This window comes from Microvenator marinus (genome assembly GCF_007993755.1).
GTDB classification, from domain to species: domain Bacteria; phylum Myxococcota_A; class Bradymonadia; order Bradymonadales; family Bradymonadaceae; genus Allomicrovenator; species Allomicrovenator marinus.
Map to the genome: position 1 here is coordinate 4,389,267 of NZ_CP042467.1, position 23,599 is coordinate 4,412,865.

Consider the following 23,599-nt stretch of genomic DNA (forward strand, 5'->3'; position numbering starts at 1 on the left):
CGGGGTAACTAATAAGAGATAATAACACCGAAAATTGCGGTCGGGAACCTCCCGAGGGCGACAAAGATTTGTCGCTTTTTTGGGTTTGGTGTTTACAGGATTTACAGCTTTACAGTTTTTTGTTTACAGGTGTGAACCGGTTTTCATGAGGTTTTACAGGGGTTTGATTGCTTTGTTCCTCTCCGTGTTGACAATTGGAGGTGAACGAAAGCCGGAGTGCTCATTGTGAATGAAATACAAGTCAAACAAACCCCGAACGCGAGCCCCTATGTCGACCAAATTTTGACGCCCGATGCGCTCAGTTTTCTCGCCGCGCTCGTCCGCGAATTCAGACCGCGCGTCCGTGAGATATTGGCTCAACGAGCCAAGGTCCAAGAACGGCTAGATGACGGAGCAGAGTTCGGATTCCTCGAGCAAACCAAAGAGATTCGCGAGGCCGATTGGAAGGTCGCTCCGCTGCCGCAAGATCTACTCGATAGACGCGTCGAAATCACCGGTCCTGTGGACCGCAAGATGGTGATCAACGCGCTCAATTCGGGCGCAAAAGTCTTCATGGCAGACTTCGAAGATTCAAACGCGCCAACATGGGAAAACACCCTCGCCGGCCAGGTCAATCTTCGAGATGCCGTGCGTCGAACCATTGAGTTCACAAATGAAAAGGGTAAGCACTACAAACTTGTTGAGAAGCCAGCGGTATTAATGGTGCGCCCTCGTGGGTGGCATCTTCGAGAAGAACACATCTTGGTGGATGGTGAGCCGGCGCCGGCGAGCCTCGTGGATTTTGGGCTCTTCTTCTTTCATAACGCAAAGGAGCTCTTGGCCCGAGGCTCTGGCCCCTATTTCTATTTGCCAAAACTTGAAAGTCACCTTGAGGCCCGTCTTTGGAATGACGTCTTTGTAGCCGCGTCCGACGCACTCGAGATTCCAAGAGGCACCATCAAGGCCACCGTACTTATCGAGACGATCAGTGCCGCATTCGAGATGGACGAGATTCTGTGGGAGCTTCGTGAACATTCGGCGGGCCTGAATTGCGGGCGATGGGACTATATCTTTAGCTTCATCAAACGCTTTAGGAACAGGCCAACCGCCGTGATGCCCGACCGAGCTCAGGTGGGCATGACGCAACCGTTCATGAAGGCCTACTCGGAGCTGGTGATCAAGACGTGTCACCGGCGCGGCGTACATGCCATGGGTGGAATGGCCGCACAGATTCCGATCAAGAACGACCCCGAAGCCAATGAGGCAGCGATGGCGCGCGTTCGCGCAGACAAGGAGCGCGAGGTCAAGGCCGGACACGACGGCACCTGGGTCGCTCATCCAGGCCTCGTGCCGCTCGCCATGGAGATATTCGACCGTCATATGCCGGCGGCAAACCAGATCGAGCGCCAACGCCCGGATGTAAATCCAAGCGCCGAAGCGTTGGTAGAGATACCGGAAGGTACTCGCACTACGGATGGCCTCAGGCTCAATATCCGCGTGGGTATTCGCTACATCGAGGCTTGGCTTCGCGGACAAGGGTGCGTGCCGATCTACAACCTGATGGAGGATGCCGCTACGGCTGAGATTTCACGTACACAGGTCTGGCAATGGCTCAGGCACGGCGCTGAGATCGAAGGCGTGGTGCTCGATGAAGCGCTCTTTGAAAATGAACTCAAAGCTCAGGTGGCGCTCATTCACGAGGAGGTAGGCGACTCCGCGTACGAACAAGGTCGTTTTCCCGAAGCAATTTCACTCTTTAGGGACCTTTGCCTCCACCAAGACTTTGTCGAGTTTTTGACCCTTCCAGCTTACGAAATGCTTCAAGACTGAAGATACCCGCGGGAATTCCCGCAAGGAGAGACCATGAAAGACCGATTCGAAGGAATTCAACGAAACTACACCGAAGAAACCGTCAAGAGTTTGAGGGGGTCGGTGAAGATTGAGTACACCCTTGCAACGCGCGGCGCTCAGAAACTCTGGGAGCTTCTTCACGAAGAAGAGCCGGTAGCGGCACTTGGAGCGCTCACGGGAAATATGGCCGTTCAGCAGGTTCGAGCCGGAATGAAGGCCATTTACCTCAGTGGTTGGCAGGTTGCGGCCGACGCAAATAACGCAGGCCAGATGTATCCCGACCAAAGCCTCTATCCCGCAAGTTCGGTGCCCGATGTGGTCAAGCGCATCAATAACGCGCTCCTCAGGGCCGACCAGATCGAGCATGTCGAGGGTGGAGCTTCTCGTGATTGGTTGGTGCCGATTGTGGCCGATGCCGAGGCAGGTTTTGGTGGCCCGCTCAACGCCTTTGAGTTGATGAAAGGCATGATTGAGGCAGGCGCTGCCGGCGTACACTTCGAGGACCAGCTCTCCAGTGAGAAGAAATGTGGGCACCTCGGTGGCAAGGTCTTGGTTCCTACGTCGCAGTTTGTGAGGACCTTGAATGCGGCGCGTCTTGCTGCCGATGTGATGGGTGTGCCAACGCTTTTGATCGCTCGAACGGACGCGAATAGCGCGAATCTCCTGACCAGCGATATCGACCCACGGGACAAGGAATTCACGACCGGTGAACGCACCCCCGAGGGCTTCTTCCACGTGCGCGGTGGAATTGAGCAGGCGATTGCCCGTGGGCTCGCCTATGCTCCGTACGCCGACTTGATTTGGTGCGAGACTTCGACGCCGGACCTCGACGAGGCGCGGCGCTTTGCCGAGGCTATCCACGCCAAACACCCAGGCAAGCTGCTCGCCTATAACTGCTCGCCGTCCTTCAACTGGCGCAAACACCTCGACGACGAGACGATCGCGAATTTCCGAAAAGAGCTCAACCAGATGGGCTATAAGTTCCAGTTCATTACGCTGGCCGGATTCCACGCGCTCAACTACGGGATGTTTGAGCTTGCACGCGACTATGTGGGCCGCGGCATGAGCGCTTATGCGGACTTGCAGGACGCCGAGTTCGCGGCTGTGGAACACGGCTACACCGCTGTAAAGCACCAGCGCGAAGTGGGAACCGGATATTTTGACGCGGTTACGCTCGCGTTATCAGGCGGCGAGTCTTCCACAACCGCGCTTGATAACTCCACAGAGGCGCATCAGTTCTAGGGATTTGGGGTGATTAACGCGTTGCGTCAAAAATCCATTGACACCAGCTTCGAAATTCCCCATTCTAATGCACGTGAAGGTGTCAGGTCCTTCATTTCGGATCCCCGGCGCGGTCCGTGCCTCCCTCCAGTTTTATGGGCCGCGCCGGGTCGATTCCGATTTCGCTACCACCACATCGCATCCGCGGCGCAAACTCAGCCTGAGTTTGAGATGTGCGCGTGTGCCCAACGCATGGAGTATGAATGCGCGAGAGTCAAACGAGTCCAGAGCCAATTTGGGAGCGAGAACGAGACGCCTGTGGAATCGGGTTTGTCTGCGATATCGAAGGTCGCGCTTCGCATCAGGTACTCAAAGAAGGACTCGTGGCGCTCGAAAAACTCCAACACCGCGGCGTAGTCCACGAAGACGGAGTTTCGGGCGATGGCGCTGGCGTGATGACTCAGATTCCGTGGGCTTTGGTCGAGGCCGATGTGCCCGCGGCGGTAAATACTTCGGCTAGCGGACGCGCGCTGGCGCAGGTCTTTCTTCCTGCAGAAGCGAACCAAGACGCGCGAATCTTGCAAGCGGTGCGAGACGCATTGAGTGCGTTTGACCTGGAATTGCTCGGGACGCGAGAGCCTCCTGTATTGCGCGACGCGCTCGGTGAAAGAGAGCGGAAAATCGCTCCGCGTCTCCTCCAGATTGTGATTGGCGGAAAGGATCTGGAGCAACCCCTTTACCTAGCTCGACGCCGTATAGAGCGGGCGCTGGCCGACGTTGACGGATTCAGCGTGGTCTCGATGTCGGCTCGGACCGTTGTCTACAAGGCCTTGGTCAAACCGTCACAACTCTCGGTCTACTATCCCGATCTCCAGAACCCTAAATACCAAACCGCGGTGGTGCTCTTTCACCAACGCTACAGCACGAATTCCGCGGTGCGCTGGGATCTCGCGCAGCCCTTGCGCTATCTGGCGCATAACGGCGAGATCAACACTGTCCATGGAAACATCAACCGTCAACTCGCGAGGGAGCGTGGCTGGCTCGTCGAGCCCAAAACCGCCGGCGCGTTTGAGTCAGCCCTCGACGACGTGGTGCCGGTCATTCAACCGAGAGGGAGCGACTCGATGGCACTCGATAATGTGCTGGAGTTGCTCAGTGTTGGCTCTCAAGGAAAACGGCCGAATCTGGTCGGGCATAACTTAGTCTTGGCGGTCCGCGCATTGGTTCCGGAAGCCTATGAAACGAAGCCGCTCTCGGCCGCAATGAAGGCGTTTTACCGATACCACGCTGCCATGCTTGAGCCATGGGATGGGCCGGCCGCGCTTGTGTTTACCAATGGCCGAAGTGTGGGTGCGGCGCTTGACCGAAACGGGCTCAGGCCGCTTCGCTATTGGATTACCGACGAACGTGTGATCGTGGCGTCCGAGGCCGGTGTGGTGGAAGTTCCGGAGGAGAAGATTCGAGAGAAGGGGAGGCTTGGTCCGGGACAAATGCTCTCGGTCAATATCTCGACCGGCCGCATCTTCAGAGACCACGAGATCCGACATGAACTCGAGCAAATGGGAGCGTGGGAAGACCTCGTCTCGTCTCATCTTCGAGAGTTGAAGGAGCCCCAGAGCCTCGACGTACCGGGCTCCGAGGCGAGTCTTGTCGCTCGCCAAAAGACGTTTGGATGGAGTCGTGAACACGCGGAGAGAATTCTCGAGCCGATCGTCTTTGAGAAGCGCGAGCCTATCGGTTCGATGGGCGACGACACGCCTCTCGCCGTGCTCTCGGAGAACCCTCAGCGACTCTACAGGTTCTTCAAACAGAGTTTTGCCCAGGTCACGAACCCTCCCATCGACCCGATTCGAGAAGCTCTGGTGATGTCTCTGACCACCCGACTTGGCTCAGTAGGCTCGATACTCGGGGGCGATGACCCTGATGCCGCGCTGGTAGAGTTCAAGTCGCCAGTTCTGGGGCCTCGTGAGTTTCGCCAGATCTTTGAACAAGAGCATTTTGGCGTGCACGTGCTGGACACCACATGGCCTGTTGCGTCCGGGCCAGATGGGATGGTGTTGAGGCTCAAGAAGATTGTGGACGAGGCCCGGGACGCGATCGCTGCTGGCTCGCAAATCTTGGTACTCAGCGACGCAAACGTCAGTGCCGAACGTGCTCCTTTGCCCATTCTGCTGGCCAACGGTGCGATTCACTTTGGTTTGATCGAGCTGGGCCTTCGTATGAAAGTCGCGGTGGTTTGCGACGCGAGTGATGTGCTCGAAGACCACGATATTGCTTGTCTTCTCTCGTTTGGCGCACTTCTGGTCTACCCGAGGCTGGCCATCGACTCTGCCATTGAAGTGGCGTCGCGTTTGATGCCCGAAAACGATGCTGTTGGGACCTATATTGCTGTGGTTGAAAAGGGGCTCAAAAAGATTATGGCCAAGCTCGGTATCTCGGCCATGGCGAGCTACAGAGGTGCCCAAACCTTCGAGATTTTGGGCCTGAATGATGATCTTGTGAACAGTCTCTTCAAAGGCACGCCGTCCCGAATTGGCGGCGTGGGTCTAGAGGAGCTCGCCGCACATGTTTTGGAATTTCACGCACAGGCATGGGGCGAAGATGCGCGCCTTAAGGACCAAGGTATCTATCGATTCCGGCGCGACGGCGAGTACCACGCGTTTAATCCTAGCGTGTTCAAACCCCTTCATAAGGCGGTTCGTGAGCAAGATAGTGCCGCGTTCGAGGAGTACCGAAGAGCCGTCGATGAGCGTCCGCCCATGGCGCTCCGCGACCTTTTGACGTGGGAGTCGAACCCGATTCCTCTGGACGAAGTGGAGTCGGCCGACGAGATCGTGAAGCGGTTTTGCACTCAGGCCATGAGCTTTGGCGCGCTTTCTAAGGAGACGCACGAGACACTTGCTGTGGCCATGAACCGCATCGGGGCGAAGAGTAATTCGGGTGAGGGTGGAGAGGATCACGCGCGATTTGGGCCGTATGGGGCAAAGGCCGAAGGCCGAATGCTCGGTGCGTGGCAGCCTGATGCGACCGACGTGGCCTCGAGTGCGATCAAGCAAGTGGCGTCTGGAAGATTCGGCGTCACTCCAAGCTATCTCGTGAGCGCACAGGAGATCGAGATCAAGATGGCGCAAGGCTCCAAGCCGGGCGAAGGTGGCCAGATTCCGGGCGATAAAGTGACGGCGGATATCGCCGCCACGCGCGGCTCGGTTCCAGGGGTGATGTTGATTTCACCGCCGCCACATCACGATATCTACAGCATCGAAGACTTGGCGCAGCTGATTCACGACCTCAAACAAGTCTCGCAAAAGCCGATCTGTGTGAAGCTCGTCTCGTGTGCAGGCGTGGGAACCATTGCTGCGGGCGTAGCAAAAGGCGGGGCGCGTGCGATCCAGATTTCGGGGCACGACGGCGGGACTGGTGCATCGCCCCTGGCAAGTATCAAGCACGCCGGCTTGCCGTGGGAGCTGGGTCTAACCGAAGCTCAACAAGTCCTTGTGGCGAATGGCCTTAGAAAGCGCGTGAAACTGCGTGTTGACGGTGGCCTAAAGACCGGGAGAGACGTGGTGATCGCGGCGATGATGGGGGCTGAAGAGTTTGGCTTTGGAACGGCGCCTCTGGTGGCCGCAGGGTGTGTGATGGCGCGTCAATGCCACGCCAATACTTGCCCGGTGGGGATCGCGACGCAGCGAGAGGACCTGCGCGCCAGATATCCGGGAACACCCGACCACGTGATCGCCTTCATGTACTTCTTGGCGGAGAATGTGCGTCTGATTTTAGCTCAGATGGGCGTAAGGCGCATGGCCGATATCATCGGGCACGTTGAGTTGCTCAAGCAGAAGACCAATCTGCCTGAGCGTGCCAGAAGGGTGAGTCTCGATGCGATCCTCAAGCCTCCGGTCGGCACCGCTCGCCGATTGGAGACGGAAGATTGGCATATTGCGGCAGCGACGACCGACGAGAAGATCTGGGAGGATTTTAGGGATTCTGTTGAGGCTAAGCGCGCCGAAAAGCGCACCTATAAAGTCAGCAATGCTGACCGTTCTTTGGGCTTAAGAATGGCGGGCGAAGTGGCCAAGCGTTACGGCGATCTCGGCTTAGAACCTGGGCTGCTTGAGATCGAGCTCTATGGGCAGGCAGGCCAAAGCTTAGGTGCATTCTTGCCACAGGGAATCAGTATTTCGCTAGAGGGCGAGGCCCAAGACGGGGTCGCGAAGAGCCTCGCTGGTGGGCGGGTGTCTATTCGCCCGAGTGGGGCACGTGAAAACGATGTCTTGATCGGCAACACGTGTTTGTACGGCGCGAGTAAGGGCGAACTCTTTGTGGCTGGAAGGGCAGGTGAGAGGTTTGCCGTGCGTAATTCCGGCGCCGTTGCTGTGGTGGAAGGGTGTGGCGACCATGGGTGCGAGTACATGACCGGCGGTGTGGTGGTGGTGCTGGGCGAGACCGGCTTGAATTTTGGCGCGGGTATGAGTGGCGGCCAGGCATTCGTCTGGGACCCAGACGGCGTGTTCCCCGATCGTGTAAATCGCGACAGCGTGACGGTGGAGCCCGTCGCGGAAGCCGATTTCCCCAAGTTGCGTATGATTCTGGAGGCGCATATGGCCGCCACGGGCTCAAAGCGTGCTGTTCAGGCGCTTTCAAGCCTTGAGAGCTTCCTGACCGTGACGGCCCTCTCGGCGTAGGCTAGCGTTTATGCAGTGGATTGGAGGCCAACGCTTTCAAGAGGTCTTCCAGGGAAGCCTTGGCAGCAGGTGCCGCCTTTGAAATCTCTGCCTGCACCAAGGCAACACTTTCGGATGAATTTACGATCAAGATGGCCTTGCGCAGTTCTTTCTGGAGCTGTGGCTCTTTCGCGTAGGTTCGAATCAACGCAGCAGCACTCAAGTTGCGGACTTGCTCGCCCTCACCTGAAGCCGCCACCACATCAGTCTTCCACGCCCACGCGTTGCCATGGTCGCGCAAAGACTCGACGAGCGCGCGTTTTTCAGAATCAGCCTTGGCCTGCTCAAGCCTGCCTACCAAATACTCCGTGACGACCAGACGGCGGCAATGCGCCATGCCTTCGAGCACAGCCTCAGCGCGCGCGCCTTCGCCGGCAGAAGCCTTGATGAGGAACTCTGCGGCCTCTTGGTCTTGGAGCTTTCCAAGCGCCTCAGCGGCTGTCCTCAGAACCCAAGTGTCAGACTCCTGGCTCACCACACGCTCAAGCACCGGCCGAGCGATAGGATTTCTGAGTCTGCCAAGGGCATGTAAGACGCCGATGCGCCAGCCCTGGCGCACCGAAGGACGCTGGTTCGCGAAGGGTTTGTCTTGGATGAGGTCGTCCATCAGCGCCCAAACGGCGTTTGGCCCGAGGAGGTCCAGAGTTGTCCCTACAGGGGCGATCCTGCCGCGTTTTCGAGCGTCCAACTCCGGCATTTCTTCGCGCAACTGCTTGACTGCAGCAAACTCGGCTGCATGGGCCTTTCGAGCACCTTCAATCTGCTTCGTAAGGGCGTTGAGCTCTGCAGAGCTTGTAACCGGAGCGTCTGGATTTTGCGCCATAGCGAGCCCCGAGAAGCCAAAGCCGGCAAGTGCGAGTGCAAAAATAATTGGTTTGATTCTCATTAAATTTCCTCCCACCAGCGGGTGGTTTCAGGGGCCATTCGGGTGACATTTGTCGCACAATGTATCTCGCCAGCAAGCCGGTGATACATGTCCCAATCTTCGACCCATGAAACTGTGAACCCTCGAGCAGCGAGCCGCTCTTCGGTGATTTGGACCAAGAGGTCAACGCCGCCAACACGAGGTCCGTGTGGGTCAGGCGCAAAGTAATTTTCGTCGTCCATTACGATACCGTTCACAATGCCTGGTTGGTGCGCGATCGAGGCTCCACCAAGCGTCATATGGGTGAACGGAATGTAGATGATATCCGCATCGGTAAGGCCAGAAGCCGATTTGATGGCATTGACTTGAGCGTCAACTTCCACCGCAGCCTCGGCTGAAGCACCCATGATGTCCGGGTCGTTGAGAACCTCGGATACACTCACCGCAGCGCTATATTCCTGGCCGAAATCTGAGACCCAGCGTTTGCCCTGGAACATGTCGATTTGCGCGCCGCCCTGGTTGGCCAGTGTATCGAGCATTTGCACCGCGTACGTGGCGTCGTTGGCGAGCATCGCCCAGCCCATGGCCGCGTTCTCGTCCTTAATGAAGCTCACGGTTTCGTCAATGTGCGCCACAAGGAGCCAGCCGGTATCTACGAAGAGAGGATTTTGTACGCCTTGTGCACTGAACATCTCGAGCATTCGGGCATCGCCCTTATCTCCGGGCGCCTCGCCACGAATTATTCGACCAAGTGGGTAGCCGTCGTGTGGCGGAATGACTTCCGTGTTGCCGAAGGAATTGAGTGTGTCCCAATCGAGCGATCGCTGGCTCGTAAACTGGGTTAAACCTGCGCGATTCGGACCTCGGAACACGGTGTAGACCACGCGGCCAGCGGAACGGAGTTCACGGCCTCCATTGAAGCCCATCTCAATATTGGCAGATCGGATGTAGACATGGATGAGTTGAGGGTCGTCCTGGCCCGGCATCATCAAATATGCGCTCTCCAAGAAATCTTGGGTCCACTGGTCTTGAACAGGAAGTTCGTAATGTTGTCCGGGCTCAAGTCCCATGCCTGCGACCGCCGCTTTCAGGTCGGACGTAAATGCGCCGTCACCGCCGATACCGAGCTCAGAACTAAAGATCTGGAGCACTGGGTCTAGATGATGCCTGAGCACGAGCGGTGCCTGCTTGAGCTGCAGGGCGTCTGTGGATTCGGTGGCTTCCGGGACGCCATTGAGCGTCGCTGTGATGTTCAGCGTACCGTCCCAGCCATTGACCGATCGAATCACGTCGAGGCCTTCCACACGGAATTCGAGTCCCGTGCGAAGCTCCTCGGCTGCAAACGTGGTTGCATTGGGGTCAAAAGCGGTCCAGATGCCTTCCTCGTCTCGCCGAAAGAATCGCACGTTTTGAACGGCATCAACGCTCAGGCTGGCTGTCGCGGTATCGGGGATCTCACCGACCACTTTTAGCCCGATCGGCGCGAGGTCCAGAAGATCTTCCGCTCCATTGATCATCTGGTCTGACGCGTCATTACATGCTGCGAGGGAAGCATCATTTCCTTGTCTTGAGCACCGTTCAGAATCGTCGTCGATATTCGGCAGAAAGACGGCGCCAGATGTGCTGTCAAAAAGGTCTTCGCCGACATCCTCCGTAAGATCTTCCCATGAAAGTACGCCGTCACGGTTAGTATCTGCCCTCAAGTCGATAATCACTGCGCCAGGAGAATTGTTCGGATCCGGATTATTGTCAGGATTATTCGGGTCCGGGTTGTTCGTAGGGTCAGGATTGTTGGGGTCTGGGTTGTTTCCCGGGTCCGGATTGTTGGGGTCCGGGTTGTTCGGATTTCCGATTGGATTGTTCTCACCCAGGTTCACAACGACAGGTTCTTTCTTCGATACCGAATCGGAGCAGCCGAGCAAGCCGACCAGCACGAGGGCGCTCCACTTTGCGTATCCCTTCATTCATACCTCATATGTTTTGCCTCCATAATTGACGTGGAGTCTAACAACCACATGTAGGGAATTCCAGCACATTTTGGCCGCTCGAACATTGTTTTTAACTTACAAGATGTTAGAGTCCGTCACATGAAGACGTTAGCGCTATCCTTGATTCTTTTGATGCTCGCCGCGTGCGGTGAGGCACGAATGACTACAAATATGCCCGAGTCCGACGATGCCGGCTTGGGCGCGGACCAGTCGCCAGATATGGGTGCTGAGCCCGAGCCAGAGCCGGAACCCGAGCCTGAGCCGGAACCCGAGCCTGAGCCCGAACCCGAGCCTGAGCCGGAACCCGAGCCTGAGCCGGAACCCGAGCCTGAGCCAGAACCCGAGCCGCCGACGACCAACGCGCCACAATCGGGGCCGACGGTCGAAAGCACGATGACCTCGCAGTGCAGCACTGGCGCCGTGATGGGGATTTCATTGCAGCTCATCGATCAGATGAACTGCTTGGATCCCGGCATTATGAAGTCGTTCGCGGGTAATGATAACATCCGATATTCGTCCACCGTGTTCCCGTTCCAGCAAGGGCCAGCCACAGATACAGTGATTTCGGTAGTTTCTGGTGGACCGGTGATGAACGTGAATTCGGCGTTGAGAACCGTGCCGCAGCAATATCTCTTGTTCCAGTGGTACAACCGAGGTTTGTGTAACGCCAATCTTGCAGCTGCGCCGGGGCGTTCTAATCATAATGGTGGGTTGGCGCTGGATATCGCGAGTTCTGATACCTGGCGAACACGGATGCGCAATCGTTCGTATATCGACAATGTGTCCGGGGAGCCGTGGCACTTCTACTACAACGGTGCAGGTGGAAAGGACGTTCGGAATTTATCGGTTCTGGCGTTTCAACAGCTCTACAACCTGAACTTTCCGCAAAACCCGATCGACGAAGACGGGATTTACGGGCCGCAAACTGAGGGGGCACTGAAATCTTCCCCAGCGAACGGCTTTAGTCGCGGCCCCATTTGTAATCAGACCATGCAGTTGATGGCGTATCCGGGCGACGTCCCTATCTTTGTGGATGCCGAGGAAGACGCGGGCTATCTGGTTGCGCGCGTTGTGGTTCCAGCAGGAATAGAGGCTGTGGAGATCTCGGCAGGTGGTGCGATCATCGCGGGCCAGATTGGACGTGAGCATAATGTTTTTGAGTTCATCCTGCCGGCTGATCAAGACCTCGACATTCAGATCTACGATGGAGAGGGCCGGGTCCGTGGCGCGAGCCAAATTTACCAGGATGGTCTGGTGCGTGCGCTCCCTGTGGGTTGGCATAACTGGCGAGTGAGCGGGGTCATGCCATGGGAAATCCGAGCTCCTCATACTCGTGTGATCCCTGGGACTTTGGACGTACACGTCACGCATTCTGAGATTCTCAGCGCGCTCCGTTAGTCACCCGGTAGACATCACGGGCAGTACATCTCAAGCTTTTTGTAGATACGCTCGCTTTTGAACGCGCAGCCGTTTTCGAGCACCAAACCTGGCCTCCACGGCAATCTGATCACAGTGCCCTTCACTGGGTCCATGGCCCACCATTCGTCTGTGCCTGGTTTTCCCGTCTGATAGACCATTCCGGGAACATTGACCTTGATGGACGACTCCTTGAGTTCACCGCTCTTCATATCCCATGCGGTGAGGCGCTTGTCGGGACGTGTAAAGATCCACCAACCAAAACGATTAGGGCCTTCACGTTGGCCTTCGTGCACAGGGCCGATGTCCATGGCGCCGGTCAGCACGTCCAGACGCACGGTTTCTGAGGTGTCCGATTTCAGGGCGTGGACCCAGCGACCATCCCAGGGCTCGTGAAGATTGGACCAGAAATGAAGTTTGCCGAGAGGGGTTCGTTCACCGGTTTCCAAATTCTCGAGGATCAATCCTTCTTTGTCGTATCGCGCCACTGTCGGCAGCTTGTAGAATGCCGTCACGATAGGCGGCATCATGGTTTCGTCCGCGGTATAGAGTTGCATATGCTCGCGATCCAGCAGATGTTCGCGCGTAATCGGCATGTACATGCGGCTCAATTTGACCACCTTGCCATCGTCTCGGACGAGGTCTGCATCAAACTCACCCTGCCATCCATAAAAACCAATACTCTCCGCAAATCTCTTGGCCCACCGGTGGCTACAAGAGGTTTTTGAACGCGGAAACTCAACCTCGCCACTTTCCGGTGTCTCGATGGTCTGCAACGTTACCCAGTCGGCGTGCGCGCTGGGCTGGCCACGCCAGATGGTTCGATTGATTGGCGGATTGAAGGTTTTTTCAGCCTTGGTTCTTAACTCGCGGACCCTGAATCTATTATCTTTAGTGACCCAGCCGAGGTAGGTGCCGGTTGGGTCGAAGAGCGCGGAGCGATTGGGCTGACAGGGGTTGTTGTCCGGCCTCAGGTCCACATTCGGAATGACTTCTTCCGCTGCCGTGCGAGCGTTAATGAGGACCATTTCCTGGGCTCGCCGAATCACCAAGAATTCATTGTTTGAGGCACGCGCGACCACGTCGTCCGCCCGGATATCTCGCCCTGCAACTCGGTCGATGACTCGCAGCGTCGGCTCGGGACCCAAAAATTCTCCGTGATTGCCAAAACGCATTTCCCCCTCATGGACCCCCTCGTCCTTCAAGACGAGCACGGTGGCAATTCTTCCCTCGGCACCCACCCAATCGAGAATGGTCTCAAAGCCCTCAACCCAAACCACTTGCTTGGGCTCTACCACCGTAAAAGCGGATGGTTGCGTGGCCTTTTGCTGGTCGCACGAGCCTTTGCAACCCGCCAATAGGGTGAGCAAAAGGCAAAAAAACGTCAGTCTTGCAGCCATACGACCTCTTAGATCACGAGGATTCATGAAGGTTATCACGATGAACTTGACCTAGAATTAGAGCGTTGCTAGCCTCCGCTCACCTTGTCAACAAAGACGTTGATTCTTGTTTATCGACAGCGCCAGCATAGGCGGCGCGACTTAGTAGAATGGAGCAGAGCATGAAGTTCAAGTATGGTTTTGCAGTAGCGGCCCTCGCTGGTTTTGTTTTTGTAGGTTGTGGAGACGACGAGACTCCGTCCGGCACCAATAATCCGGATGTAAACAACACCAACAACAACACCACGGATCCAAACAACACCAACAACGGAACCACCCCGACCACCAACAACAACACCACGGTGGACCCAAATAACACCACGGGTCCAGAGCCGATTCCAGCTCCTCCAAAGTGTGGTGATGAGGACGAGCCAGCTCGTTGTCAGCAATCTGCTGACGGGTTTGAGTGGGAGACCGCTTCGATCATCAATACCTTCGCGCTCGTGGGTGATGACTCGTGCTGCTTCGACTACACCGGCGACGGCGAGCCAGATAATGCTCTCGGTGAGCTTCTCGGATCACTCGGTGACGTGAACACTTCGATTCAAGAGGGTATTGACTCCGGGTCCATCGCGCTTGTGCTCGAGCACTCCGGGCTCAGCAGCCTTGAGAGCGGTGATTTCGTGATCAACTTCTGGCTCGGCGAGTGGGATGGAATTGACGCCCTTGCTGAAACAGGCGGAAACACCGTGCTTATCGACCCTGTATCTATCGACCAGGGTGCACAACCTCAGGCATATGTGCCTGGTGCTACTCTTGCGGATGGTGCCGTCACAGCCGGCCCAGGAACCATCGCGATTACAATCGACTTGCTCGGAACACCACTTAGCGTTCAAATCTCGGGTGCTCAGATCGAAGCTGATGCAGGAGCAAACTCGGATCTTGAGACCGGCGTACAGTTGGACAACGGTGTTATCGGCGGCTACGTTACGGGTTCTGATCTATCTGCCGCACTCAATGCCTACGTCTCCGGCAATTGTGAGTGCCTTGGTCTGGAAGGCCCTCTTCTTACTTGGGATCAGGCAACCGGAACTGGAACCTGCGCAAGCGTCGCGGGTAACTCGTGTGGCCAAGATACCTGCGGTACCATTGGTGGCCTTTGCTCGTCGCTCTTCGTCATTGCAGCTCCAGATGTAGATACCGATGGTGACGGCGTAGCCGATGCACTTTCGATCGGTGCTGAGTTCACCGCGGTTGGTGCTCAAATCACCGGCGTAGCAGCAGCCGAGTAATCCTCACTCGTTCAAGCGTTGAGAATCTAAAAGCCTGAGTCATTTGACTCAGGCTTTTTTTTATTCACACCCTGAAAACTCAGCCACCGCACAGAAGCCTTCAGATTCGCCTGGCGGGATAACGCAAAGCTCTCCGGCACCGCATCCGTCTTGCGTGCAGGCCTCTGTGCAGCCGGCACACGTACCACGCACGTCTCCAGGCTCTGCCACACATTTGGACGGTGACTCACATTCGCAGTCGCCCTCCAGTCGGCAAAGGCCGTCGGCGTGACACGCCTCGGTTTCGCCACAATCGGATTGAGACCCGCAAGCACTAAGGGAGCCTGCTCGGCGGCACCGAGCGTTGTCGCAAACTTCGTTGTCCGCACAATCCTCATCCGCCGCACATTCCGAGGGGTTTGCGAGCACGCAACGCCCAGATGTGCACTCCAAATTCGAGCCGAACGCGCAGTCCTGATCGTTGATGCATTCCACACAGCATCCGTTCTGGAGCGTGAGCCCCTGAGCGGCGCAGGCGGCATCGGATTCAGCGCGCAGGGGGCACCACATACAGACGCGTGCGTCCGAACACGCAAAGCCCTCCTCAAGGCAGTCGAAGTCGTTGACGCAACCAACACACTCACACGTCAATGGGTCTTGGAACGGGCGCTCTATAGCGCAGGAGATTGGCGAGCATTCCACGGTGTCTTGGCAGCGCCTATCCCTGCATATTTGCGAGCCGAGGCATTGGTCATCGCGGTCGCACTCGGGCCGGCATAGTTCATCGCAATAGGAGCCTTGGCCGCATTCATCGTCCGCCCTACATTCCAATTCGCAGAGGCCGAGCGCCAGAACGCATCCTCGCCCAACAGTGCAGTCACGGTCATCCAGACACCGATTGGGAGGCTCCTGACACCTAGGTGGCTCCCCACGGCACGCCTGCCCCGTTTCACATTGAGACACGTCTTCACAGAGCCCGAGCCGGCATTCGCCTTCATAACAAATTCCAGTGTTGCAATCGGATGTTTGTGCGCATTGTGGCGCGTCACAAAAGCCGTCCACGCAAGCAGCATCAGGAGGGCACGTTGACGTTCGTTCGCACGCGATTCGCGAGCAAATTCCGTTCAGACAGGCGAGTCGGTCACCGGTGGCGCATTGTGCGATGGTTTCGCAGCCGTCCGAGAGTTGAGCGACAGGCTCGTCTTCGCATGCCACCAAGAGCGCAATGGCCAGGGCCAGGCCTCGCAGTCGGGAGGAGTTCTTCAAAGGAAAATAGTCGGGGCACAGGTGGATACTCCGGCGCCTACGATGTAGCGGCCGCTCTCGGGAATGACTTCCTCAACAGTGATGGGATCGCGTTCCACCCGGTAAACGCGCGTGCTTGTGTCTGTTTGGCTCTTGTAGAACAACCAGAATTTGCCACCCCAGTGGGCGAACGCCCATGCGTTGGGCTGGCCTTCGATTCTACCGACTTGAATAGACTCTAGAACTTGTCCGGATCTGGAGAGTCGAGCCACCTCAGGCGGGTTGTTTCCGGGGAAAAACGCCCAAAGTTCACCCTCTGCGGTGCCGCTCATCTCAGGCCATCCGCCGATCGTAGCGAGAGAGGTGACGTCAAAGTCCGGAAAGCTCAGCGTGCCTAGCCGCGGCGTGCCCGAGCCGGGCCCGTCGCTGCCTGCAATATAGAGGGTTTCGTCTGGAAATCCCGGACTGTCGAGGGTGAATCCCATGCCGAAAAGCCAGAACCCGCTCTGGCCAGGAACGTACGATGTGGCCTCACAAGAGGCGTCCGTGGTGCTGACCTTGAAGAGGTCCCCACTATCGTAGAGTACCCAAGCCACGCCGGCGCGGTCCACACTCATCGAGAACGGGGTCGCGTCTTGAACTGGGCAATTGAGCTGGCCGATTTCGGCAAAAGTCAGCGTCTGGGCGTCAAAACGCACAAGGGTTCCCTGCGCCTCAGGGTTTTGCACATCGGCCTCGACCACGTAGATCGGACGCGCGGACTCTGGGCAAAAGAGGTCATCCGGGTTGTTTTGACCCTTGGTGTTGTTAGAGCTCACGGGGTTGTTTTGGCCCACAGGATTGTTCTGCCCCACCGGGTTATTCTGCCCCACGGTATTGTTTTGGCCCGCAGTGTTGTTCGGCGTTTGGTTGTTGATCTGGATGGGGCCCTTCTCGTTGGTCTCATCCCCACATCCGAGCGCCAAAATAGAGCCGACTACAACGAGGGTTTTCTTCATCAGGTTCACCTTGGGAAAACGTTCAGGCAAAGATAACCCGTTCTTGCAAAAATTGCAGGAGCGTCGTGTAGAAATGCTTAATGTTTTCAGGGTGTCTCCATCCGTGCCCCTCGTTCTCGTAGACATGATACGTGTGGGGCACGCCTCGTCGGCGAATCGCGGCCACAATACCTTCCGCTTGATCGATAGGGACCACCTTGTCCTCCTTGCCATGATAGACCGCGAGCGCGTCCTGAATCTTGTCCGCCTTAAAGAGTGGCGAGCGCTCTCGGTAGAGCTTTGAAGCCTCCGGCAATGGCCCGACCAAGATATCGTTGTAAGCCGCCTCAAATTTATGGGTTCCCATCGCGAGGCTAAAGAGGTTGCCGATCCCGTAGAGGCAAACGCCGGCCTTGAAGATTCCGGGGTAGTCCGTCAGGGCCTGAAGGACCGCATAACCTCCGGAACTCCCACCGAGGATGACCAGTTTTTCAGGGTCGGCAAGGCCCGCTAACGCGAGATGTTTTGCGCCCTCCACAAGGTCTTTGACGTCCACGATTCCCCACTCTCCGCGGAGCGCATCTTGGTACTCGCGGCCGTAACCTGTGCTCCCCCGGTAGTTCACGTCGAGCACTGCAAATCCACGCGTGGCGAAGAACTGATTACGGGCGTCAAAAGATGCGGTCCGCTGAGAGGTAGGGCCGCCATGGACCATGATGATCGCGGGTGGTAGCTCGCCCGCTAGTTTGGTGGGTGGATAGTAGTTTCCAAAGACGTCCACGCCGTCGACCTTCCACGAGATCGCCTGCATCTCCGAGAGTGCGTCAGGGGTCAACGACTCAGCCGTAGCGCGCGCGGCCACAACCTCTCGCTCGTCGAGCACCACCACGCGAGTTGAAACCGTGCTCGAAGAGCCGATGAAGGCCTTGTATCCAAGTTTGGACCACGTTGGTTGGCCCACGGAGGTGTAGCGCTCAGCCAAAGGTTCGGCATGTACCGTGCCGTTCAGGTCTACGCGTTGAAGCCGAACAACTCCCCGCTCATTGGCGCATACGAGGAGTTCCTTTGAGTCAGGGCTCCAGTCCAAAAAGCGAAGCCCCTGAACCCAGGCTGGCCCACCGTATTCGAGATCTCCCGAGGTGAGGGCCTTCGACTCGCCCGTCTTAAGATTTCGAACCCAGATATGCGCGAACCCTTCGGGGTCGCTGATGTACGCGAGCCACATTCCATCCGGCGAGAATCGTGGGCATTGAGAGCAGAGGTCGTGGCCAGATGCGATAACTTCCACCGATTCGACCTCAACAGATTCGCTGCCAATCTTGAGTTTGGCGAGGCAAAGCTCGGTTTCGTCCCATGGCATTGCGGGTTGTCGCCATTGTGCCCAGGCGATGCATCGCCCATCTGGACTCCACGTGGGTTGCATGTAGAAATCGGCGCGGTCAATCACAAGCTTTTGCGGCCAGTTCTTGCCGTGCATCGGTGCGATAGCAATCGCGTCTTCAACCCCGTCTGAGAACGTGTAGATGACCCATTTTTGGTCCGGCGAGATCTCGGGCGCTGCGATACCGCCTGGGTGGGCCGGGGTGATAGGGGAGGGGGCTCCTGTATGAAGGCCAACCTTCCAGAGTCTGGAATCTGCCACAAACACAACCCAATCCTCGCTCACATCGAACTCGCCGCCTCCATAACCCACGGAGCCGCGCACATTGAGGTCGGCTGAGACATCGCGCGTGGCGTGTCCCTTGGGGCTCACGACCACCACACCTTGGGGGCCGCGCTGCTCGCACCAGACCAGGGTCTGGCCGTCAGGCGCCCATTTGACGTCGCGAAACTTCTTTTCGCCAGAGAGCATTTCGATGGTTACGGGGCTTGAAAACTGGTCTTTCATGAGTCGGTCCTCGGTCTTTAATCAGGCTATTTCTTCCACAGCTTCGCTCAAATGTCACGGTGGGCTTGGCAACGCCTATCCTATTGGGTAGAGCTCGTTTTTTTCTACGAGATGAGGTCCACGATGAAGTGGTTGTGTCTAATGTTGCTCGTTGGCGTTGGTTGCGGTGCAACCTCTGCTCGCTCGGATAAGAGTCTGACTGAATGCGAAGGGGATGCGTGCAGCCCAGCCAAAGATGCCTCCAATCCGTGTCTTGATGGAGATTTGAGGGCCTGCAACACCTTGGGTTGGGCATATCAACAAGGAGATGGTGTGGCTCAAAGCGACGAAGAGGCCGCCCGTTACTACGCACTCTCCTGTCCTTCGCCAGAAAAATATGACGACTACGGGTGTGGGAATCTCGGCTACATGTACGAATCCGGCCGTGGTGTGGAGCGAGACTACGAGAAGGCGGCTCATTATTATGGCCTGTCTTGTGACCGGAAGATGAAGGCGTCGTGTTTTAGTCTCGGTATCGCCTACGAGCTTGGGCGAGGTATTGACGCGGATCATAAGAAGGCTCGTGAACTCTACGAGTTTTCGTGCACCGCAGGCTATGGCCCCGCATGTACCAATCTAGGTGTCCTACTAATCAGAGGGCAAGGTGGGCCATCGGATCCAAAACGGGCTGTGACTTTGCTGCAGAAAGAGTGCGACGAAGACAACAACCCGTGGGCGTGTGGCAGTCTCGGATACGCCTATAATTCGGGACTTGGGGTTCAGATCGATCGATGCCGGGCAAAGGAGTTGAACACCAAATCGTGTGACAACAAGCAGAATCCGGTCGGCTGCGCGAACCTTGGCGATATGTTGCTTCGTGGGGATTGTGGCGATCCAGACCTCGAACGAGGAAAAGAACTTCTCAGCAAGACATGTGACGAAAACAACCGAGGATGTTCGTCTCTTGGTATCTTGTACCGGGACGGAAAGACTGTGGGGCGAGATTTGGCTAGGGCTCAGGAACTCTTTGAAAAGGGGTGCGCAGCGAATGAGGCAGCTGCCTGCCTAAGGCTCGGCGACTTTCATTACTCGAAAGGAGACAAAGAGGCAGCACTCCACTCGTATCGGCGCGGCTGCGACGCAGGTCGTCCGGCGGCTTGTCAAAAGCTCGCCGAGAATCTCGGCAAAGGGCATCCCGACTACGAGGCGACTGCTCATAAGGCATGTGGTTTTGGAGCCAAATGGTGTCCCGAAGATTGAGTGTTTGACGAGTTGAATCAAAATACAGACAATAGGCCTGGATGATGATTCCACCTAATTGAGGGACAGAACATGAGTCAAAGTGCATCGGGACAGGCAATAGCGGCGTTGATAGCCGGAATAACGAGTTGGTTTCTCTTCCCGGTTATCGGCGGGATTGTTGCAGTTATCTTGGGTAAGATGGAGCTGAATGCGATCGCTAGCGGGAAGAGCTCTCCGGCTGGTCAATCCCTTGCGCAGGTTGGCTTTTGGCTCGGGGCCATCAACCTTGTGTTGACCGTGGTGGGGTGTGTAGTCAGTGCGCTCATCGCCATTTTTGTGCCTGCAATCTTTACCGCCATAATGGTGGGACTTGGGTTTGCCGCCCAAGTCTAGTACCAGTCGCAATCACTGTGGAAGGGTACTAGAGCCTAACTTACTGAACTAATTTGCGGGAACTAAGGAAACAAATCCATGACCGGATTAAACCCGAATAAGTACTATCTCTATGACGAATTGACGGCTTACCTGAAACGTGTGGCCGATGAGTTTCCTGATAGGGCGCGGCTCTTCTCGATCGGCGAAAGCCCCGAAGGGCGCCAGATTTGGGTGGTCGCACTGACCGATCACACGACAGGTGCCCATCAAAACAGGCCCGCGTATTGGATCGATGGTAACACGCACGCGAGCGAGGTCATGGGCAGCGCCGCGTGCCTTGTAACCATCGACCACGTGCTGACGAATTGGGAAACGTCCCAGATTGCAGAGTTGATGCAGGACCGAACCATCTACGTGGCGCCTCGAATCAATCCTGATGGCTCTGAGTACGTCCTGGAGAAAAACCACTACGTGCGCTCGGTGCGCCGAAAGTGGCCTGAGCCTGAACCTGTGCTCGGCCTTGAGCCTCAAGATATCAACGGCGACAACGAAGTCCTGCAGATGCGCATCAAGGCTCCGGATGGAGCCTGGAAGACGAGCTCCAAAGACCCACGCGTGATGCTTCCACGCATGCCTTGGGACACCGACGGCCCGTTCTATCATATCTACGCTGAGGGCCTCTTTGACGAAGATGCCTTGCGCGACCCACGCCGCCCGATGATGGCGGGTGATTCGCATGCCTTAGACTTTAATCGCAACTTCCCGTCCAGATGGGAGCCCGAAGGTACCCAGTACGGCGCGGGTCCGTACCCGTTGAGTGAGCCCGAGACAAAGGCGGTGGTGGACTTCCTGCTCTCGCACAAAAATGTGGGCGCGATGATGACCTATCACACTTATAGCGGTGTGTTATTGCGGCCCTTTGGCGACAAGCCAGACACCAAGATGCCAAACTACGATTTGGCGGCCTACAAACTCTTTGGAAAGCGATGTGAGGAACTCACGGGCTTTGCATGTGTGAGCACGTTTCACGACTTCCTTTACGACCCCAACAAACCGGTGGTGGGTGTCTTTGAGGAGTGGGCCTATGAGAATTATGGGGCGTTTGCGTACACGATGGAGCTCTGGTGCCCGTGGGATAAGGCTGGCCTTGATTTCAAGGGGAACTGGCTAGGGTTCTGGCGTGATAGAACCGAGGAAGACGAACTCGCCTTGATCCAGTGGAGCGACAAAGAGCTTGGCGGTGATGGCTTTGCAGATTGGGTCGAGTTTGAGCACCCGCAGCTTGGGAAGATCGAGCTTGGTGGGTGGCGATGGCTCTACTCGTTTCGAAATTGCCCAGCGCGCATGTTGAAAGATGAGACGTTGCCGTCGGTTCTCTTTACGCTGGACCACGCGAGTGCCTTGCCCCGTCCGCGCCTTGACGTGCGGGTTGAGGAGGCAGGTGATGAAACCCGCGTGGTGGCTACACTTCAAAACCTTGGGTACTTCCCCACGAACATCACGGACTTGGCGGTGAAGAATAGCCTCGTGGGCTCACCGTTGCTCGAGGTGGAGCTCGGCGACGGCGTGGAGCTGAAAGAAGGTAAGTTGCGCCAGAAAGCTCAGCACCTGAGCGGCTATTCTCAAATGACTTCCGCCACGCTTTCTTCCCAACATTTCTCGGGGCGAACGCGTAACGACATCGCCGAGTATGTATGGCGGGTAAAAGGCAAAGGGGCCTTAGTAGTGCGGTGGAAGGGTGACCGAATCGGCGTCCTCGAAAAACTAGTTGAAATCTAGTTCTGGACTTCGTTCATGGAGTCGCGCGAAGGCAATGCGGGTATGAGCGCAAAAGCCGTCAGGGCTAGTAGAGACAATGCCAGCATAGCGTTGGAATAACGCGCCCCAAGACCCGCACTCAAGCCAATCCAGCTCAGTGCGTCTGGTGCCTGCATCTCCACGAGCGCCACAGAAATCGCCACTCCCATGCCTCCGCCGACGAAGAAAATCAGCATGAACATCCCTGTGCTCACACCCACCTGATTCTTCGGCACAATCTGGGATACCGCGCTCACACAAGGCGTCTGAATCATCGCGAATCCCATGCCGTAGAGGCCCATGCCGATGGCAATGCCGGTCACGCTGGAGCCCGCGGAGAGTGCGGTCACGGCGTTTCCGATGAAGATGAAGATTGTGCCCGTGAGCACAGGCATACGCGGGCCAAACTTATCAGCGAGCGACCCCGAGTAGCGCGAGAGAATCGCTATCGCGATGGCGCCCGGGAGGAGCACGAGACCAACTTTGACGGGTTCTAGATGGTCTACCTCGGTCAGTAGAATCGGAACCAAGACGATGGTGCCAAAACGCGTGGCGTTGCTTAGAAACGCCACGAACGACACGGCGAGGTAGCGCAGGTTGCTCATGACCTCGGGGGAGACGAAGGGCTCTTCTTTGGTTCGGATCCACGCGAAAAATGCCACGTGGAAAGCGATGGTGAGCGCCACGTCGAGCCCAAGCTGCCAGCCAAGGCCGAACTGCTCGAGGACCGTAAAGCCCACCATCAGGCAGGTTACCGCGAGCAAAAGCAAGACTGCACCCACGAGGTCGAACCTCGATGGCTCCGTATCGTTCAGAGATTCGGGAAGCATCTTGAGGCCAAACGGAATCGCGCATACTACGGCCCCCGTGAGCACAAACATACTTCGCCACCCGAACCACTGAACCAGCATTCCTCCGATAAACGGACCGATGCTCGCGGCGAGTCCCACGGCCATGAGGATTACGCCCATGGCTGCGCCTCGGCGGTTGGCCGGGTAGAGCGTGGCGATGATGGTGGAGCCGAGCACGGGCATGGCTGAGGCTCCTGCGCCTTGAAGAACGCGCACGAGAATCGCGAGTTCGATCGTCGGGGCGATTGCCACGACGAGCGAGGTGATTCCGAAGATCGCGATCCCCGCGAGGTAGAGCCTCTTGATGCCGAAGATATCTGCGAGCCGGCCGTTGATTGCGCTGAAAACCCCGAAGGTCAGCGTGAATCCGGTCACAATCCAACCGTACACCCCTTCAGAGACGCCGAAGTCGCGACCGATGTAGGGCAGGCCCACATTGATCATGGTGCCGTTGACCACGGCTATGAAGACGACCGTGGAAAGCAGGATGAGTACCCATGGTGATGGGGCCTCTTGGTCTAAGTTTTGGATGCTTGTTGCCATGGAAATGACTC

The 23,599-nt window shown here is 56.9% G+C and carries 15 protein-coding genes; 8 read left to right on the top strand and 7 right to left on the bottom strand.

The genetic code is table 11. The features are described from left to right. The first annotated feature begins 225 nt into the window (after nucleotides 1-225). The 3 genes from aceB to gltB all read left to right on the top strand — a co-directional run bounded on the left by aceB (nucleotide 226) and on the right by gltB (nucleotide 7,733). A complete protein-coding gene (aceB, locus tag FRD01_RS18090) occupies nucleotides 226-1,809 on the top strand; it encodes a malate synthase A (RefSeq protein ID WP_249755724.1) in 1,584 nt (527 codons plus the stop codon). 33 nt (nucleotides 1,810-1,842) lie between these two features. Continuing rightward, nucleotides 1,843-3,072: an isocitrate lyase gene (gene aceA / locus FRD01_RS18095; RefSeq protein WP_146962144.1), complete on the top strand. Its 1,230-nt coding sequence runs from the start codon at nucleotides 1,843-1,845 to the stop codon at nucleotides 3,070-3,072. Nucleotides 3,073-3,314: 242 nt separating this feature from the next. After that, on the top strand, nucleotides 3,315-7,733 hold the full coding sequence (gltB, locus tag FRD01_RS18100; RefSeq protein ID WP_146962146.1) for a glutamate synthase large subunit: 4,419 nt from the start codon (nucleotides 3,315-3,317) through the stop codon (nucleotides 7,731-7,733). Nucleotide 7,734: 1 nt separating this feature from the next. Here the strand turns inward: gltB and FRD01_RS18105 are convergent, their stop codons facing one another. Further along, entirely contained in the window at nucleotides 7,735-8,658 is a 924-nt protein-coding gene (locus FRD01_RS18105) for a HEAT repeat domain-containing protein (RefSeq protein WP_146962148.1), read from the bottom strand. Further along, on the bottom strand, nucleotides 8,658-10,601 hold the full coding sequence (locus FRD01_RS18110) for a protein-arginine deiminase family protein (RefSeq protein WP_146962150.1): 1,944 nt from the start codon (nucleotides 10,599-10,601) through the stop codon (nucleotides 8,658-8,660). Before FRD01_RS18110 ends, FRD01_RS18105 begins: the two co-directional genes overlap by 1 nt. A gap of 123 nt (nucleotides 10,602-10,724) precedes the next feature. Between FRD01_RS18110 and FRD01_RS18115 the strand changes: the two genes are divergently transcribed. Continuing rightward, the gene (locus tag FRD01_RS18115; protein WP_146962173.1) at nucleotides 10,725-12,023 is read left to right on the top strand and encodes a M15 family metallopeptidase; all 1,299 of its coding nucleotides are present in this window, start codon (nucleotides 10,725-10,727) and stop codon (nucleotides 12,021-12,023) included. Nucleotides 12,024-12,037: 14 nt separating this feature from the next. Here FRD01_RS18115 and FRD01_RS18120 read toward each other — a convergent pair whose 3' ends face one another. Continuing rightward, nucleotides 12,038-13,441: a hypothetical protein gene (locus FRD01_RS18120; protein ID WP_146962176.1), complete on the bottom strand. Its 1,404-nt coding sequence runs from the start codon at nucleotides 13,439-13,441 to the stop codon at nucleotides 12,038-12,040. A gap of 161 nt (nucleotides 13,442-13,602) precedes the next feature. On the opposite strand from FRD01_RS18120, the gene FRD01_RS18125 reads away from it, so the two are divergent. Beyond that, nucleotides 13,603-14,712 carry a hypothetical protein gene (locus FRD01_RS18125; RefSeq protein ID WP_146962180.1) on the top strand — a complete coding sequence of 370 codons (1,110 nt, stop codon included), beginning with the start codon at nucleotides 13,603-13,605 and terminating at the stop codon, nucleotides 14,710-14,712. A 60-nt stretch (nucleotides 14,713-14,772) separates the two neighbouring features. On the opposite strand, the gene FRD01_RS18130 is transcribed toward FRD01_RS18125, so the two are convergent. From FRD01_RS18130 to FRD01_RS18140, 3 genes are read right to left on the bottom strand one after another with little or no spacing between them, the layout of a single operon-like run. Next, nucleotides 14,773-15,957: a hypothetical protein gene (locus tag FRD01_RS18130; protein ID WP_146962183.1), complete on the bottom strand. Its 1,185-nt coding sequence runs from the start codon at nucleotides 15,955-15,957 to the stop codon at nucleotides 14,773-14,775. Next, nucleotides 15,954-16,934, bottom strand: coding sequence for a hypothetical protein (locus FRD01_RS18135; protein ID WP_146962185.1), 981 nt, complete (start codon nucleotides 16,932-16,934; stop codon nucleotides 15,954-15,956). The genes FRD01_RS18130 and FRD01_RS18135 overlap by 4 nt, the downstream gene beginning before the upstream one ends. A 22-nt stretch (nucleotides 16,935-16,956) precedes the next feature. Then, entirely contained in the window at nucleotides 16,957-18,801 is a 1,845-nt protein-coding gene (locus FRD01_RS18140; protein WP_146962188.1) for a S9 family peptidase, read from the bottom strand. 123 nt (nucleotides 18,802-18,924) lie between these two features. Here FRD01_RS18140 and FRD01_RS18145 point away from each other — a divergent pair, with 123 nt between their 5' ends. From FRD01_RS18145 to FRD01_RS18155, 3 genes are all read left to right on the top strand, one after another. Then, the gene (locus tag FRD01_RS18145; protein WP_249755725.1) at nucleotides 18,925-20,040 is read left to right on the top strand and encodes a tetratricopeptide repeat protein; all 1,116 of its coding nucleotides are present in this window, start codon (nucleotides 18,925-18,927) and stop codon (nucleotides 20,038-20,040) included. A gap of 72 nt (nucleotides 20,041-20,112) precedes the next feature. Next, the gene (locus FRD01_RS18150) at nucleotides 20,113-20,415 is read left to right on the top strand and encodes a DUF4190 domain-containing protein (protein ID WP_146962194.1); all 303 of its coding nucleotides are present in this window, start codon (nucleotides 20,113-20,115) and stop codon (nucleotides 20,413-20,415) included. A 78-nt stretch (nucleotides 20,416-20,493) separates the two neighbouring features. Continuing rightward, nucleotides 20,494-22,176 (top strand): M14 family metallopeptidase, encoded by a 1,683-nt coding sequence (locus tag FRD01_RS18155; protein WP_146962198.1) that lies wholly within the window; start codon nucleotides 20,494-20,496, stop codon nucleotides 22,174-22,176. On the opposite strand, the gene FRD01_RS18160 is transcribed toward FRD01_RS18155, so the two are convergent. Further along, a complete protein-coding gene (locus FRD01_RS18160; protein WP_146962201.1) occupies nucleotides 22,173-23,588 on the bottom strand; it encodes an MFS transporter in 1,416 nt (471 codons plus the stop codon). The two genes, FRD01_RS18155 and FRD01_RS18160, sit on opposite strands and share 4 nt — an antisense overlap. Between the last annotated feature and the right edge of the window lie 11 nt (nucleotides 23,589-23,599).